The 15,091-nt window shown below is 46.7% G+C and carries 11 protein-coding genes; 9 read left to right on the top strand and 2 right to left on the bottom strand.

What is annotated here, in order from left to right; all coding sequences use genetic code 11:
• Nucleotides 1–443: 443 nt before the first annotated feature.
• From ABDW33_RS21485 to ABDW33_RS21460, 6 genes are all read left to right on the top strand, one after another.
• Nucleotides 444–1,673, top strand: coding sequence for an XdhC family protein (locus tag ABDW33_RS21485; protein WP_343692158.1), 1,230 nt, complete (start codon nt 444–446; stop codon nt 1,671–1,673).
• Nucleotides 1,674–1,675: 2 nt separating this feature from the next.
• Nucleotides 1,676–2,308 (top strand): nucleotidyltransferase family protein, encoded by a 633-nt coding sequence (locus tag ABDW33_RS21480; protein WP_343692157.1) that lies wholly within the window; start codon nt 1,676–1,678, stop codon nt 2,306–2,308.
• Nucleotides 2,309–2,954: 646 nt separating this feature from the next.
• A complete protein-coding gene (locus ABDW33_RS21475) occupies nt 2,955–4,097 on the top strand; it encodes an IscS subfamily cysteine desulfurase (protein ID WP_343692156.1) in 1,143 nt (380 codons plus the stop codon).
• A 97-nt stretch (nt 4,098–4,194) separates the two neighbouring features.
• Nucleotides 4,195–4,800: a (2Fe-2S)-binding protein gene (locus tag ABDW33_RS21470; RefSeq protein ID WP_343692155.1), complete on the top strand. Its 606-nt coding sequence runs from the start codon at nt 4,195–4,197 to the stop codon at nt 4,798–4,800.
• Nucleotides 4,781–5,758, top strand: coding sequence for a xanthine dehydrogenase family protein subunit M (locus ABDW33_RS21465; RefSeq protein WP_343692154.1), 978 nt, complete (start codon nt 4,781–4,783; stop codon nt 5,756–5,758). Before ABDW33_RS21470 ends, ABDW33_RS21465 begins: the two co-directional genes overlap by 20 nt.
• Before the next feature lie 9 nt (nt 5,759–5,767).
• Nucleotides 5,768–7,918, top strand: a complete 2,151-nt coding sequence (locus ABDW33_RS21460; RefSeq protein ID WP_343692153.1) for a xanthine dehydrogenase family protein molybdopterin-binding subunit — start codon at nt 5,768–5,770, stop codon at nt 7,916–7,918.
• A gap of 159 nt (nt 7,919–8,077) precedes the next feature.
• Here ABDW33_RS21460 and ABDW33_RS21455 read toward each other — a convergent pair whose 3' ends face one another.
• Complete coding sequence (locus tag ABDW33_RS21455) at nt 8,078–8,872, bottom strand: SDR family oxidoreductase (RefSeq protein WP_343692152.1); 795 nt, start codon at nt 8,870–8,872, stop codon at nt 8,078–8,080.
• A 160-nt stretch (nt 8,873–9,032) separates the two neighbouring features.
• Between ABDW33_RS21455 and ABDW33_RS21450 the strand changes: the two genes are divergently transcribed.
• On the top strand, nt 9,033–9,365 hold the full coding sequence (locus tag ABDW33_RS21450) for a helix-turn-helix domain-containing protein (RefSeq protein ID WP_343692151.1): 333 nt from the start codon (nt 9,033–9,035) through the stop codon (nt 9,363–9,365).
• Here ABDW33_RS21450 and ABDW33_RS21445 read toward each other — a convergent pair.
• The gene (locus ABDW33_RS21445; RefSeq protein ID WP_343692150.1) at nt 9,362–10,237 is read right to left on the bottom strand and encodes an AraC family transcriptional regulator; all 876 of its coding nucleotides are present in this window, start codon (nt 10,235–10,237) and stop codon (nt 9,362–9,364) included. The two genes, ABDW33_RS21450 and ABDW33_RS21445, sit on opposite strands and share 4 nt — an antisense overlap.
• Nucleotides 10,238–10,409: 172 nt before the next feature.
• On the opposite strand from ABDW33_RS21445, the gene ABDW33_RS21440 reads away from it, so the two are divergent.
• Both ABDW33_RS21440 and ABDW33_RS21435 read left to right on the top strand, forming a co-directional pair.
• A complete protein-coding gene (locus tag ABDW33_RS21440) occupies nt 10,410–13,709 on the top strand; it encodes a DUF5107 domain-containing protein (protein ID WP_343692149.1) in 3,300 nt (1,099 codons plus the stop codon).
• Between the two features lie 5 nt (nt 13,710–13,714).
• Nucleotides 13,715–15,088: a sugar porter family MFS transporter gene (locus ABDW33_RS21435; RefSeq protein ID WP_343692148.1), complete on the top strand. Its 1,374-nt coding sequence runs from the start codon at nt 13,715–13,717 to the stop codon at nt 15,086–15,088.
• Nucleotides 15,089–15,091: the final 3 nt, after the last annotated feature.

Genomic DNA, 15,091 nt, shown 5'->3' with positions numbered 1-15,091 from the left:
AGAATTATCAGGACGCTGTTGAATCAGTTGCTAACTTTTACTCAATATGGGTATTATGATAGTGATATGGGCTTTGGACTAGGTGTATCCCTGAATTATTAAAGGATGGAATGTGTGCAGAATTATCAGGACGCTGTTGAATCAGTTGCTAACTTTTACTCAATATGGGTATTATGATAGTGATATGGGCTTTGGACTAGGTGTATCCCTGAATTATTAAAGGATGGAATGTGTGCAGAATTATCTGGCTACTATTGAATCATTTACTATCTTTTTGCCAATAAGTTGGCGTAATATTTAGTAAATACTGTAATGATCGGCAGGAATTGAATAGCTTTGATATATTGCAAATAATCACCCAGGTATGTTTTTCGCATAACTATTGAACCCGGCAATTTGATTAAGGGAACTAATATCGCCTCTGGCATATAAAGCGCACAGCAATGAAAGAAATTACCGCTATTATCCAGACCTATCAAAAGGCACGACAAGCCAACGAAAAGGTGGCGCTGGCCACAGTCGTTCATGTTGAAGGATCTTCTTACCGGAAACCGGGTGCCAGGATGTTGGTCACCGAAAAAGGACAGATAACGGGCGCTATCAGTGGTGGCTGCCTTGAGGGTGATGCTTTACGAAAGGCCCTGCTGGCCATTGTAGAGAAAAGGAACAGAATGGTCACCTACGATACCACGGATGAAGATGTCACCTTAGGCGTGCAGTTGGGATGCAATGGAATACTACATATCCTTTTTGAGTATATTGATTACAACGACCCGGGCAACCCTGTGGAATTATTACAACAGTCGCTCGAAGAAACCCGTAAGGCGGTTGTATTATGTACTTTTTTTTCCCTGGCTGCTGCAGTTGAGCACCCTGGTACTGCGTTGCTTTTTACACCTCAAACCATGAGCGGTCGATTAGGTGATACTGCAGATGTGCCTGTTGAACTTAGACAGGATGCCGCTGTTGCCCTGCAGCATCAGACATCTGCCATCAGGCAATATGCGATCGGAACCCACTTATATAACTGCCTGCTGGAGGTTATACAGCCACGGATCTCATTGATTATAGCCGGCGCAGGCAACGATGCGATGCCAGTGGTGGTCGCCGCGAGAAATCTGGGCTGGCAGGTGACAGTCATTGATGGCAGGGCAACACATGCCAGGAAGGAACGCTTTCCTGAAGCGGATAGCGTACTCGTGGGCAGTCCTGAGGCCCTGGTCCGTCAACTGCCCGTTGACGAACGAACCGCTTTTGTTTTAATGACGCATAATTACAATTTTGATAAAGCCGTATTGGAGTTGGTATTGCACACAGCTACCGCATATATTGGGTGCCTGGGACCGAAAAAGAAGCTTAACAGGATGCTGCAGGAAATGGATGACGCGGGAATTTCTTTTGCTGAAGGACAATTGTCGAAGGTGTATGGTCCTATCGGATTGGATATTGGTGCTGACACCGCAGAGGAGGTTGCTATTGCCATTATTGCAGAGGTGAAAGCAGTGATGAGCAGAAAAAATGCAGCCTCCCTGAAGTGGAAAAATGCACCGATACATGATCGCTTTAACGGTGATCACCTGGTACCGGTCTATCCTGAACAATCTGTAAGCGCTACTTCCGATGCAATACAGAAGCAGGTAGCCGGCTGTGCCGTCAATCAAACATTTATTTAAGGATGAGACAACAGACAGGAATCATCATTTTGGCTGCCGGTACCTCCGCCCGTATGGGAAAGCCTAAACAACTGCTGCGATACCAGGGATGCTCCCTGATACGACGTATCACGCAGGCAGCTATCAATGGACAGTTACATCCCGTGTTGGTTGTACTGGGTGCCTGGCATGAGCTGATCGCTCCCGAAATAAAGGACTTTGAGGTCTCTACCGTGGTAAACGATGAGTGGCAGAAAGGTATGGGTGGATCTATAAAAAGTGGGCTGAAGGTCCTGATGGATGAATGGCCGGAGGTAACACAGGTGATTTTGGCAGTAGCAGATCAACCTTATGTAACTACTGAATTGTTCGGGACAATGATTCTTCAGCGGCAATTATCAGGGAAAGGAATGATCGCGTGCACGTACAGTGGCGTGGCCGGAACGCCTGTATTGTTTGACCGTAAATATTTCCCCGCCTTGCTAAACCTTGCAGGAGAGGAAGGCGCAAAAAAGATATTGCATCAACATGCGGCAGATGTAGCTTTAGTGCCGTTTGAGGCCGGTGCTATTGATATAGATACCGACGCTGATTATGATCAACTGATCAGCAATAGTACAAACCAGGGTTTTAAGATTGATAACGATAACAGCTGATAATCCGATAGGCTACATGTACCGGATGACTCCATCTGCAATAAAAAGAATGCCGGCTTTGTGGTATTGTATGGATGTCTCCACAGCTGATAATCCGATAGGCTACATGTGGGGAATGATTCATCTGCAATAAAAGGCTGCCAGCGTTGTAGTATTGTATGGATGTCTCCACAGCTGATAATCCGATAGGCTACATGTGGGGAATGATTCATCTGCAATAAAAGGCTGCCGGCGTTGTAGTATTGTATGGATGTCTCCACAGCTGATAATCCGATAGGCTACATGTGGGGAATGATTCATCTGCAATAAAAGGCTGCCGGCGTTGTAGTATTGTATGGATGTCTCCACAGCTGATAACCCGATAGGCTACATGTGGGGAATGATTCATCTGCAATAAAAAGCTGCCGGCGTTGTGGTATTGTATGGATGTCTCCACAGCTGATAACCCGATAGGCTACATGTGGGGAATGATTCATCTGCAATAAGAAGGCTGCCGGCGTTATGGTATTGTATGGATGTCTCCACAGCTGATAATCCGATAGGCTACATGTGGGGAATGATTCATCTGCAATAAAAAGGCTGCCGGCTTTGTGGTATTATATCGATGTCTCCATTTTTGCGAGGGCGACCCAAATTTTAAAGCATAATGACTAAGCAAATATATATGGATTACTGTGCTACCACCCCCTGTGACCCCAGGGTGGTAGAAAAGATGCTCCCCTATTTCACCACCTTTTTTGGCAACCCGGCCAGCAGCGATCATGCCTATGGGTGGACCGCAAAGGACGCTGTGGAAGCCGCCCGGGAAGAAGTATCCAGGCTGATCAATGCTAAAAATCATGCAATCACCTTCACCTCGGGAGCTACGGAAGCCATTAACCTGGGAATTAAGGGTGTGATGGAGGCAAGTGCTAAAAAAGGGAAACATATTATTACAAACAAAGCGGAGCATAAGGCTGTATTAGATACATGCGCTTACCTCGAAGGAAAGGGTTACGAAGTAACCTACCTGGACGTAGATGAGCATGGCAACATATCTCTTGATGCGCTGGAAAATGCGGTCAGGAAGGATACGGTGATGATGGCTGTTCAATATGCAAATAATGAAACCGGCGTAATACATCCCGTTGCAGCTATTGGCACGATTGCCCGGCGGCATGATGTATACTTTCTGTGCGATGCCACACAGGCTGCCGGGAAATTACCCATCGATGTAACCGCAGATAACATTGACCTGCTGGCCATGTCAGGGCATAAAATGTATGGACCTAAAGGAGTGGGTGTTTTGTATGTCAACAGTCAGCCAAAGGTTAACCTGTCTGTTCAGCAGCATGGTGGTAATCACGAAAGGGGGCGGCGCAGTGGCACATTGAACGTGCCGGCGATAGTCGGGATCGGCAAGGCAGCTGCGATATGTCAGCAGGAAATGCAGGCAGAAGCATTACGGCTGGCCGCGTTGCGGGACCGGTTAGAATCCTCACTCACTACTGCAATAGCCGGTACAAAGGTAAACGGAAAGCAGGCCGTCAGACTTGCACAGGTAAGTAATCTCCTTTTTCCGGGAATAAACGGGGAACAATTGTTGTTGTCTGTATCGACCAGACTGGCTCTGAGCCGGGGGAGTGCCTGTAGCAGTGCGCAACGCATTCCATCACATGTATTAATGGCAATGGGTGCAACAGGTGATGCTGCTCATGACGCGATCCGGTTTAGTCTTGGCCGGTTTACTACAGAAGCGGAGGTGGACGAAGCGGTCAACATTTTGGTTGATGCCGTTTTGACGCTATAAAAGATTAACTTGTTAGAGAATCATGATATTCTCTTTCGTATTTGAATGGTTGTAGATTTAAGGAAGCTTATAATTCTTGTATAAAAAACTCGCTCATATGGACGGTAGAAACCTCTACAGCAGGCGTTTTTTCTTAAAGACCGCTGGATTTTTTTCGGCCCTCGCTGCCATACCTTCTTCTGTGAAGTCGCTCTATTATGATGCCAGACGGTTAATCATACCTGCTAAGCAAAAGAGTAAACTTAACCTGATTATTAATAAAACCAGCCACAAACTGGAAGTGGATACCCGTACCACCTTACTCGATTTGTTGCGGGAAGATCTGCATCTCACCGGCACAAAGAAGGGATGCGATCATGGTCAATGTGGCGCCTGTACTGTCCATATAAACGGAGAACGGCAACTGAGCTGTCTTACATTGGCAGTGACACTACCGGGCAAGGAGGTCACGACAATTGAAGGACTGGCCAACGGAGAAGAGCTACATCCTATGCAGGCGGCATTTATTGAGTGCGACGGGTTCCAGTGCGGATACTGCACGCCTGGGCAGATCATGTCTGCCATAGGTTGTGTGAATGAAGGCCATACCGGATCTGTAGCAGAAATTAAGGAGTTCATGAGTGGCAATCTATGCCGCTGCGGAGCGTATAATGGTATTGTTGAATCGATTCAAAAAGTAGCCCATGAAACCGTTCACATTTAGCAAATCTGATAAGATAAGTAAGGCATTGTCCGGGAAAAATGATACTGTACATTTTCTGGCAGGAGGCACCAACATGGTCGATCTGATGAAAAAGAACCTGGCGAGTCCTGATGCTCTCATCGACGTCACCAGTGTACTGTCCGACAAAATAGAACGCCAGGATAATGGAATAAGGATCGGGGCTGTAGTAAGGAATAGCACTTTGGGAAAACATGAACTGATCCTGTCAAAGTTCCCGCTGATTGCAAAATCTGTATTGGCAGGCGCTTCACCGCAAATCCGGAATATGGCCTCTACCGCCGGTAACTTATTGCAGCGTACACGGTGTCCGTATTTTTATGATACAAGTACGCCATGTAATAAAAGAAAACCGGGTACAGGTTGCAGTGCATGGAACGGCAATCAGCGTATGAGTGCGATCGTAGGATATAATGAACAATGTGTGGCTGTGCATCCTTCTGATCTATGTGTGGCATTGGTTGCGCTGGATGCTACTGTGAATGTGATGGATAAAAAATTGAAACCTGTGCGGATACCATTCGACATGTTTCACCGGCTGCCGGGTAATACGCCGGAACTTGACAATAATTTACCGGCCAATGCAATTATTACGTCTATTGATATCCCGGATAATTCCTTTCACCGGCATTATGCTTATGTGAAGTTACGTGACAGGGATTCTTATGCATTTGCATTAGTATCTGTTGCGGCGGCATTACAGATTGAAGATGGCCGGATCAAGGCTGCGAGACTGGCTTCGGGCGGGGTGGCACATAAGCCCTGGCGCTGGCATCAGGCAGAACAGTTCCTCGTGGGCAAAGAGGCTACGACGGCCAATTTCAGTGCAGCGGCTGATCTTGTCTCAAAAGAGGTGGCACCGCTGGCCGGGAATGCGTTTAAAAAAGTAATGCTGCGTGGTGCTGTTGAAACGGCTTTACAAAATTGTTTAACTGCTTAATTAATTCTCATGAGCGTAGTTAAAGGACGTGTTGAAGGAATTGCAAAGGTGACCGGGGCAGGTAAATATGCTGCTGAACACCGGCTGGACAACATGTGCCATGCGGTGTTTGCCGGAAGTACCGTGACTGCCGGTACCATTGAAAGTATCTACCTGGAAAATGCACGGCAGGTAGCTGGCGTCATTGAAATTGTAACACATCTGAATAAATTGACAGTACCCGGACTGGCAGATGATGCGAAAATCAAAGAATCCAGGTTTGGACTTCCGCTATTTCACACAGATAAAATTTATTTCAGGAATCAACCCATCGCCATGGTGATTGCTGAAACGCTGGAGGATGCCACTTATGCGGCTTCATTAATTGAAGCGACCTACAAGGAAACACCTGCAAAGGTAGACTTTGCAAAGGAACACCCCAGGGTGCCACTACAGTCTGCCGGCAAGGAGAGGGGAACGTTGTCTGCCTGGGAAAATGCTCCTTTTATTGTAGATGAAGAATACAACATTCCTGCAGAGATACATAATCCCATGGAAATGCATGCGACCATTGCACATTGGCTGGCAGCCGATAAGCTATTGTTGTATGACAAAAACCAGGGAGTAGTGAATGTACAGCGTACATATGCCCGATTGTATAATATTCCGCAGGAGAACATAGAAGTGAACAGTGAATTCGTAGGGGGCGGTTTTGGATCAGGACTCAGGGTGTGGTGTAATTCTCTCGGCGCAATCATGGCCGCGCAGCAGGTGAAACGCCCGGTTAAGCTGGTACTTACAAGGCCCCAGATGTTTTCATTGACAGGCTATCGACCTGCCGCCTGGCAGAAAGTAAAGATAGGTGCCAACAAAGAAGGTAAGTTCACCGGTATCCTTCACCAGGGGAAGAATGCCTCGTCTGTATACGAGGAATTCCGGGATGGGATCACCGGTATCACCAGGATGGTGTATAATTTTGACAACCTGAAGACAGAACAGTCTATTGTTCCCTTAAACCTGGGGACGCCTACCTGGATGCGTGGCCCCGGAGAAGTAACAGGAGCCTTTGCTTTGGAATGCGCCGTGGACGAAATGAGTTACCAGCTAAAAATGGATCCTGTTGAACTGCGGCTTAAGAATATTGCGCTTGACAAAGATCCTGAGAATGGACGACCTTATTCCACCAATTTTTTAGATGAAGGCATTCGGAAAGGTGCAGACATGATTAACTGGAAGGAGCGGCAACAACAGCCGGGCGCATTGACAGAAGGTGACTGGAAGATTGGTTATGGAATGGCTGTGGGCATGTGGGGCGCCGGACGCGGTACTGCCAGCGCGGGTATTGAAATGGGGAAAGATGGTATTATAACGATCAAAACGGCGATGACCGATATTGGCACAGGTACGGGTACGGCTATGCAAAATATGACGCATACTTTCACTGGTATGCCGGTATCGAATATCAAAGTAGCATTGGGGCATTCCACATTGCCAGCCGCAGGCAGCCAGGGGGGAAGTACCGGGTTGTCGTCTATCAGTGGCGCGGTAGCTGCGGTATGCAAGGCGCTGAAAGAAAAACTGGCCGCATATGCCGGTTTAAAAGATGCGGATATCACCCTGTCAGATAAGGGTATTACGGGCAACGGGAAATTTATTTCATATGCTGAGCTATGGCAAAATAATAACCTGACTGCTATTCAGGTGGAGGCAAGTTCATCTCCGGGAGAAGAACGCAAGCAGTATGCCTTTTGTGTGTCTACCGCACACTTTGTGAAGGTGCGTGTAAATATTAAAACCGGGAAAGTAAAACTGGAACGGATCGTATGCGTGGCAGATGGAGGAACAATTGTGAATGAAAAGCCTGCTGCAAACCAGATTTCAGGCGGCATCGTTGGTGGAATAGGTATGGCGCTGATGGAGGAGCAGCTGGCTGATACTGTCCAGGGAAATCTCATTGGAAATGATCTGGCAGGATATCATTTTGCAGTCAATGCAGATGCACCTGTTATTGAGGTGGCTTTTATCAATAAGCCGGATCCACATGTGAATCCAAGTGGTGCGAAAGGATTGGGTGAAGTAGGTATTATCGGTTTTGCACCGGCAGTTGCCAATGCGATTTATAACGCGACCGGAAAGCGATTGAGAGATTTACCAATCACGCCTGATAAGATCCTGTCCTGATGATGCCATAATGAAAAGAGGCATCGGGATTGTATTAAATCAAAAGAAATGACTAGCCAGATATTGACATAGATGGCTAATATACAAACTAAGTACCTTGTACATCATGCAGGCACCTGCCGGATTTCGATCTGACGGTGCCTGCAATTCGTCGCTCTTCTAAACAACAGGAAAGTTCCCGCCGTCAATAATATAATTCGCTCCGGTTATATACGACGCCCTCCCGGAAACAAGAAAGTAAACCAACTCGGCCGTTTCTTCCGGGGCTGCCATCCTCCCCATGGGCACACCTCCCAGTCGTTCAAACAATTTTTCTGTAATCACCTCAGCCGTGGTATTCGAATTTTTAGCCACGTCTTCTATGAAGGTGGCCAGTGCAGTTGTCTTGTTCAACCCCGGAGACACGGTTACCACCCTTACTCCCTGGCTGGCTACTTCATCGGAAAGTGTTTTGCTATACGTATTTAACGCTGCTTTGGCCACACTGTATGCCATTGTGGATTCCCAGATAGGGAACCGGCTGCTGGTGGAGGAAATATGAATGATCACCCCGTTTTTTTGTTGCAGCATTTTAGGTAGGAGTGCTTTGTCTAAACGCACAGAAGAAAGTAAATTCACCTCAAGTGCGTCCTTCCAGTGCTTATCTTCTAATGTACTGAAACCGCCACCAGGATATGTATTGGCCCCCATGTTATTCACCAATATATCTACTCCACCGTACTTCTTATTGATCTCATCTGTCAATTTAATGATCTCATCCTGATCAGACAGATCTGCTGCCATGAAGTGATGTGAGGGGTTGTCTTCTCCAGAAGGATGACGTGCCGTTATAATGACCGTAGCGCCTGCCTGTGTTAATCTGCCGGCGATTGCTTTCCCAATACCTTTGGTGCCACCTGTTACCAATGCTACCTTACCTTCCAGGTCTTTTTCATAATTCCAGCTATTTCCCATTTTCCAGTTTTTTAATTGATTGTTTTACTTTCAGTAAATTTGTTGATGGTTTTGTTAGGCAAAGTAACTACGACATTTTTACAGATGTTCTCATGCAGCATGAAATAGTAGTTACATCGATGTAACAAAAGCACAAAAAGTAGTAACATTAAAGTAACTAATGAAGAAATTTGAAGATCACGCACCATATTGCCCGATGGTGAAAACGATGGGATATATTGGCGGGAAATGGAAACCGGTTATATTGGCCAGACTGGTGGTGGGGAACGTTCGCTTCGGCAAACTGACCATCCAGATCCCTGATATATCAAGAAAGATATTATCTCAGCAGTTAAAAGAGCTGGAAGAAGATGGATTAATTATCCGGCATAGTTATAACGAAAAGCCTCCACGTGTGGAATATGAATTGAGTGAATTAGGAAAGACGTTAATGCCGATTTTACAGGCAATGAATGAATGGGGGGAGCAGGTCGCCGGCAAACTTTCCCGTTAGCCACTCCGTCGTTCCCTATACTCATTTGGCGATACACCCATCACTTTCGTAAATAACCGGGAAAAATATGACTGATCCTCTATGCCCAGCTCATAAGCGATCTCCTTGATCCGCAATTCTGTAAACAACAGGTATTGACAAGCCTTCTGTACCTTCAGATGATTGAAATACTCTATCGGTGTGAAACCTGTTTTCGTTTTAAATATGTATGTAAAATGAGAGGACGACAGGTTCACCGAACCCGCCATTTCTTCTACTGTCAGCATCCTGTCCAGGTGCCTGTTCATAAAATCAATGGCCATGTTATGCTGGCCCACAGCTGCTGTATCGCTGTCATTTTTGGGATATAGAAACGTGCCGAGAAAGTGCTGCAGGCACATGTTAGAATATATCAGGTGATCCAGACTATACCCCCGCTCCAGGTACTGGTAAATCTCCTCAAAGAGCTGTGTAGCCCGGTCTGTATACTGCCTGAAACCCTTATAACCATTATACCTGTTTACGAACAGGTCCGTAACAGCCGCAGCTGTCTTCCCCTTGAAATGAATCCAGTAAATCGTCCAGGGATGATCAGCATCTGCCATGTACGAATGGGGCACATCCGACGGAACAATAAAAAATTCACCTGCTTCTATTGAATAGTTATTTTTCCTGATTGAAACAGTTCCTTTACCCTCAATACAGTAGATAAAGATATATTGGTCTATGCCATGTAACCGTTCCCGGTAATGATATCTCGCCCGTGGATAGTAGCCGATATCAGTCACATATAAATTGCCGATGACCGGATGATCCGCACATTGCCCCGAGATGATCTTCCGCGGAATGACAACGGCTTTTTGTCCCTGGAAGCCTTCCTTTTTTCGCTGCATATATTGCAATTGTAATTGTAAACAACCAGCAACAAGTCTGCACTTGTGGTAGCTGATAAAGATAGCAATGGATGATCGTAGAATAATCCATATGTATCCAAAGTTAATCCATAAATTATTTCCCCGGCAACTGTAGTTTTGATTTCAATTATATACAATCAGCGTCAACGTTATGGAAAATTATGTTCACGTATGGAAGGAGGTTGTAACCATACCCACCTATGCCATCGGTAAACCGGAAAAAAATCCCATGTTTCTCGAGAAACGCGTCTACCAGGGAAGTAGTGGCGTTGTCTATCCTCACCCGGTAATTGAAAAGATTTACGATGAGAAAGCTGATAAAGCTTACCAGGCGGTGTTCCTGGAAAACCCTTACCTGAAGATCATGGTCCTGCCTGAACTGGGAGGAAGAATTCAGATGGCTTTCGATAAGGTGAAGCAGCGCCATTTTATTTATTATAACCAGGTGATTAAGCCGGCGCTTGTAGGGCTGACCGGTCCGTGGATTTCGGGAGGGATTGAATTCAACTGGCCCCAGCACCACCGCCCATCTACATTCGAGCCCGTGGACTTTACTGTTACTGACAATAAAGATGGCAGCAAAACCGTCTGGGTCAATGAGGTGGAACGGATGTTTCGTACTAAAGGAATGGCAGGATTCACACTATATCCGGATAAAGCCTATCTTGAAATACAGGGAAAGTTATATAACCGTACTCCCTTTCCCCAAACGTTCCTCTGGTGGGCCAACCCTGCGGTAAAAGTAAATGAACATTACCAGACCATTTTCCCACCGGATGTGCATGCTGTATATGATCATGGTAAACGGGATGTATCTGACTTCCCCATTGCCACTGGTACTTATTACAAAGTAGATTATTCCCCGGGTACAGATATCGCCCGCTATAGTAATATACCTGTGCCGACATCGTACATGGCCGCGAGCTCTAAATACAATTTTATTGGCGGATATGAGCATGATTCCCAGGGAGGTCTCTTACATGTTGCAGACCAGCACATCGCCCCCGGAAAGAAACAATGGACATGGGGTAATGGTGCCTTTGGACATGCATGGGACAGGAACCTGACTGATGAAGATGGTCCCTATATTGAACTGATGACCGGTGTTTTTACCGATAATCAGCCCGATTTTAGCTGGATTCAACCTGGTGAGACCAAAACCTTCACCCAGTATTTTATGCCTTACAGGGACGTCGGAAACGTGAAAAATGCCACCAAAGATGCGGTCATTAATGTCGATTATACAAGCAAAGGTGCCGACATCAGGTTGTATGTAACAGCAGCTTACCGCGAACTCCTGATCGCTTTTTCAAATCGGGGAGCCGTGTTGTGGCGTCAAACGATCCAAACCTCACCTTTCGATCCTTACATCGCAGCTGTGACGTTTGATAAACCTTTCGTTGCAGAAGACCTGTTAGTAACCGTCACCGATGTACAATCCGGCAGGCTGCTGGTGAGTTACCAGAAAGAAATGCCTGGCGACCTGCCTGTACCGGAGCCAGCCATCGCTGCTTTACTACCTGCCGAAGTGGAGAATAACGAACAGCTGTTTCTGACCGGACAGCACCTGGAGCAATACAGGCATGCGACCTATTCTCCAACGGATTATTATACAGCTGCCTTACGCCGGGATCCGAAGGATGCACGATGTAACAATGCCATGGGCCTCTGGTTACTGCGTCGCGGGCAGTTCGACAGCGCGGAAAAGTATCTCCGGCAGGCCATCAGTACACTGACGCAGCGAAATCCCAACCCTTACGACGGAGAAGCGTATTACAACCTGGGATGGGTTTTGAAGTTACAGGGAAAAACCGAAGCGGCATTTGATGCTTTTTATAAAGCCATATGGAATGATGCCTGGCAACATACAGGATTTCTGAACCTGGCCAGAATTGCCACTATGCAGCACCGGTATGAGGATGCACTACAATTTATTGATTCGTCGCTGGTCAGGAACTATCATAGTCATACTGTCCGGCACCTGAAAAGTGTCATTCTCCGGAAATTGAAACTGACCAGTGAGGCTTTGTTACTCATCGATGAATCCTTGGCACTGGACCCGTTCAATTATGGGTGTATGTTTGAAAGGTACCTGCTGGCAGCTCCCGGAGCGGCGGCAGATGCAGCACTCGAACAACTGAAGCTCCTGAGCCGTGGCTGGGATCATAATTTTATAGAATATGCATTGGATTATGCCCATGCCGGTTTATACGAGGAAGCGGGGCAGTTGCTGGAAGTATATAAGCAAGGGAACTCGCAGCATACCTTAGTCGAATACTACCTGGGATGGTTGGCTTACCTGGCAGGACAGCACCAGGCTGCTACTATACATTTTACTACAGCGGCAACACTAAGTCCTGATTTTGTATTCCCTAACAGACTGGAGGATCTGCTTGCGCTGCAGGCTGCTATTACCATTCATCCAGGGGATGCAAGGGCTTATTATTACCTGGGCAACTATTGGTATGACAAGCGTCAATATGAGGAGGCGATAGCCTGCTGGGAAGCATCTGCTGCCATCAGAGATGATTTTCCTACCGTGTTCCGCAACCTCTCACTCGCGTATCACAACAAGCAGCAGGATGAAGTACGTGCGCTGGCTGCACTGGAGAAAGCTTTCCGACTCGATACAACGGATGCCAGGGTATTAATGGAACTGGACCAGCTGTACAAAAAAATGAACAGACCTGCTGCTGACAGGCTGGCATTTCTTGAGACACACCTGCCACTGGTAATGGAACGGGAAGACCTTTACCTGGAAAGAATTACCCTCTACAACCAGCTGGGTAATTATGAAAAAGCAAAATCACTGATCGCAGGATTTACCTTCCATCCATGGGAAGGCGGAGAGGGAAAGGTGGTTAGTCAATATCTCATTGCCCATGTAGCATTGGCTAAAAAAGCCATCAACGAAGGTCAGCCGGCTGGCGCTATTGAATTGCTTACCGCCGCTGAAAATTATCCCGACAACCTGGGTGAAGGCAAATTATATGGTGCCCAGGAGAATGATATCCATTATTGGAAAGGGGTGGCCTATGAAAAACTGAACCAACCTGAAGCCGCCAGGCAGTATTTTGAATTGGCCACACGGGGCATCGCTCAACCGGTACAGGCAATTTTTTACAACGACCCGCAGCCTGATAAGATCTTTTACCAGGGGCTCGCATGGCAGGCTTTGAATCATAGAGACAAAGCGGAAGAGATCTTCAGGCGTTTAATCGACTTTGGAGAAAAACACCTGAACGATAAAATTACCCTTGATTATTTTGCCGTATCATTGCCCGACCTGTTGGTTTTTGACGTGGACCTGGACCTCCGGAATCATATTCACTGCCTGTATTTAATGGCACTGGGATCGCTTGGCCTCGGACTTAATTACAAGGAGTTATTTGACAGGGTGCTTCAGCTAAACGTCAATCATCAGGGTGCACTTACACATCGGAAAAACTAACCAAAATGGCGACAATTATTCCACGGAACGATACAATGATATCCGGTACAACAGGATATCGCTTTCACACAGTTTATATCCTGGGCATTTCTTTTATTTCTGCGCTGGGCGGTTACTTATTTGGGTTCGATTTTGCCGTTATATCAGGCGCTTTACCTTTTTTACAGCAACAGTTTTCACTCAATGCTTACTGGGAAGGCTTTGCTACAGGAAGTCTGGCGTTGGGTGCTATAGCAGGTTGTATGGTGGCAGGGAGCATTGCAGAAAAATACGGGCGTCGCCCGGGCCTGCTGCTGGCAGCAGGGATTTTTACCGTCTCTTCGTTGTTGATGGCAGTAGCGACCGGCAGGGATTTCTTTATTCTTTCCCGGTTTGTAGCAGGTATCGGCGTTGGCATGGCCTCCATGTTGTCGCCCATGTACATTGCCGAGATTGCCCCTGCTCACCTGCGGGGACGCATGGTGGCTATCAATCAGCTGACAATTGTTCTCGGCATTTTGATTACCAATCTTGTAAACTATGGGTTGAGAAATAGCGGGGATGATGCATGGCGGTATATGTTTGGTTTAGGAGCAGTGCCCGCCGGCTTATTTTTTATAGGTACACTGATGTTACCCGAAAGCCCGCGCTGGTTAATGAAGGACGGCAGACCCGAAAAGGCTGCTGCTGTGCTGAAGAGAATAGGAGGAGATGACTTTGCAGCCGCATCTATGCGTCTTATTGGACAGTCATTACAGCCGGGTGAGAAAACGAATTATCGGGCAGTGTTCAATAGCAGGATGTTGCCGGCTGTATGCGCAGGTATAGGGCTCGCTGTATTCCAGCAACTATGTGGCATTAACGTCGTTTTTAACTATGCCCCCAGGATCTTTGAAAGTATTGGCGCATCGCAGGATGATCAATTGTTACAAACTGTCTTCATAGGTGGTGTGAATGTCGTCTTTACTGTGCTAGCTATGCTGCTCGTGGACAAAGTCGGGCGAAAACCACTCATGCTGGCGGGAGCGGGTGTACTGGCTGTTTTGTATGTGATAGTGGCCAATCTGCTGGCTACGGGATCGCAGACCGTAGCCTGGTTTTTACTCTCCGCCATTGCAATGTACGCGATGTCCCTGGCACCAGTGACATGGGTGCTGATCTCCGAGATCTTTCCCAATAGTGTGAGAGGTGCAGCCACTACTATAGCGATTATCTGTTTGTGGCTGGCTTACTTTGTATTGGTATTTACATTCCCGGTATTGTTTGAAAATGCCGGATACCTGTCTTTTTATATTTATGCGGGTGTCTGTATAGCGGGCTTCCTGTTCGTATACTGGAAGATAAGAGAAACGAAAGGAAAAACATTGGAAGAACTGGAGGGTATTATGACAAAGCATTAATTT

Origin of the sequence: Chitinophaga sp. (genome assembly GCF_039596155.1) — a bacterium.
GTDB lineage: Bacteria > Bacteroidota > Bacteroidia > Chitinophagales > Chitinophagaceae > Chitinophaga.
Note: the sequence above shows the minus strand (reverse complement) of the source record. Positions and strands in the feature narration are given on the sequence as shown.